This window comes from Pinirhizobacter sp., assembly GCF_035317885.1.
Lineage (GTDB): Bacteria > Pseudomonadota > Gammaproteobacteria > Xanthomonadales > Rhodanobacteraceae > Pinirhizobacter.
The window spans coordinates 1-2,217 of sequence record NZ_DATHFX010000316.1 but is presented as its reverse complement, the minus strand read 5'-3'; the positions used below and the strand labels follow the sequence as shown (position 1 = coordinate 2,217).

At 64.6% G+C, this 2,217-nt stretch carries 1 protein-coding gene; it reads right to left on the bottom strand.

Features of this window, described 5'->3' with window-relative positions; genetic code table 11:
• Window positions 1-2,217: sensor domain-containing protein (locus VK519_RS10320; RefSeq protein WP_324349551.1), on the bottom strand; the 2,217-nt coding region annotated here is incomplete at both ends.

Here is a 2,217-nt window from a genome sequence, read left to right as displayed (position 1 = left end):
AGGGCGATGCTCACCCCCAACGCCTTGATCTTGCGCAACGTCTCGATGGCGCGTTCGGGTTCGCTCAGGAAAGCGCTCTCGGTCAGCTCAAGCTCCAGGTAGCGTGGCTCCATGCCGGTTTCGTCCAGCACATCACGCACCAGGCCAATGAGGTCGTCATGGGCCAGCTGGAACGCCGACAGGTTCACCGCCATGCATACCGGATGGCCCATGATCGAGGAAATCGCCGCCTGGTCGCGGCACGCCTTGCGCAACACCCAACGGCCGACGTTGACGATGGAGCCGGTTTCCTCCAGCAGGGGAACAAGCACGTTGGGGCGGCTGAGCTCACCTGGCCCCGAAGGCCAGCGCAACAGGGCCTCGACACCGAATACCTCCGATTGCACGCCGCGGTGTTGGGTCTGGTAGTGCAATTCCAGTTCGTCGTAGAGGGCTTCCTCGGTAAGGCGCGACACCACCGCCAACCTCGCCAGCGCCGTATCGTGCAGTGCGGCCGAATAACGACGCCATGTGTGACGCCCCATCCGTTTGGCGTGGTACATCGCGGTGTCGGCGTTGCGGATCAAGGTGCCGGCATCGTCGCCATCTACACCTAAGTAAGCCACGCCGATGCTGCAGGACAGGTGCTGTTGCATGCCGGCGACCATCAACGGCCGTTCGATCGCGGCCTTGAGCGCGGGGATCACGGGGGGAATGATGCCGTCCGCTTCGTTGCACGGAACCACGGCGACGAACTCGTCACCGCCGAAGCGCGCCACATATCCGCTTGGTCCCACCGCCTGGCGCAGGCTGGAACTTACCTGGCGCAGCACTTCATCACCCACCAGGTGGCCCAGCGCGTCGTTGATGTACTTGAAATGATCCAGGTCGATGAACAGCAGCATCAACTGCCGTGAATCTTCCAGGGCCTGCATGATCATGGCCGAGACGGCATCGTGCAGGGCGCGACGGTTGGGCAGGCCGGTCAGTTCGTCGTGCATCGCCTGGTAGTTGAGCTTCTGCTCGTAGTGCCGCTGGTCGGTGACGTCGCGGATGATCACCTGTACGCCGCTGCCGATCGCATCGCGGTACAACGACACGGACAGTTCCGCTTCGAAGGGCTGCCGTCCAGGCGGCGATACCCGGGCATCGATGCGCGTCGCGGCCAGGTCCGGCGCGTCCAGTATGTGGCGCAGGTCACCGTCGATGTACTGGTCGACCGATGCGCCGACCAATTGCCCGGCCGCACCGAGCTGTTCCTCGGCCAGGAGGTTGGCGTAGGCGATGTTGCCGTTGCGCAACAACAGCAAGGGCAGCGGCATATGCGCAAGCAGCCCATGATACGACTCCTCGCTCTCGGCCAGTGCCGCCCGCGTGGCCACGATGGCGGTTTGGTCCATCATGCCGCCGATGGTACGCACGGCCTTCCCGTTATCGTCGCGCAAGGCGTAGGCGCGGCCGAACACGTCGGCATAGCTGCCGTCCTTGCGCCGCAGGCGATAAGCACCGGCCCAGGTCACGCCGGACCCGGCGAAGAAAGCGTTCAAGCCGCCGACGATGCGCTCGCGGTCCTCCGGATGCACGCGCGAACACCAGGCCTCGAAGCCGTTGTCATCTTTGCGCGCATAACCAAAGCCGGTGTAGAACGCCTCGCTCCACCATGCATCGCCGGTAACCAGGTCCATGTCGAACACCGCGTCGTTGGTGGCCCGGGCAAGCATCTGGAAACGTGCGTTGCTCGATGCCAGTTCCCTCTCGGCGGCCACTTTCCCGGTGAAGTCCATGCCAACCACCAGTTGCGCCGCACGGCCGGCGAACTCGATCTGCGAACCGGAACAGCGCATGTGTACAAGGCGGCCGTCGCGATCATGGTGCAGTGAGATGGGGTTGGCACGATCGCCGGCATCGGGCTTGTCCACCGCGCGTTCGGGCTGCGGCGGTTCGGATGTCGGCCGAAGATCCTCGATGCGCAGGCGGAGGAAATCCTCGCGTTCGTAGCCGTACGTCGCCACCGCGGCATCGTTGACGGCAAGGATCGCGTGCGACTGCATGTCGAACACCCAGGCGGGCAATGGACTGTGGTCGAACAGGAAGCGGTACTGCGATTCGCTCTCGCGCAGGCGCGCCTGGGTATGGCGCAGCGTGGTCACCTCGCGGATGGTTCCCTCGATCCGGCGTTGCCCGGGCCCGTCGCCCTGGCGCCGCGCACGCAAGTGCATGAATGCGGTGTCGCCATTG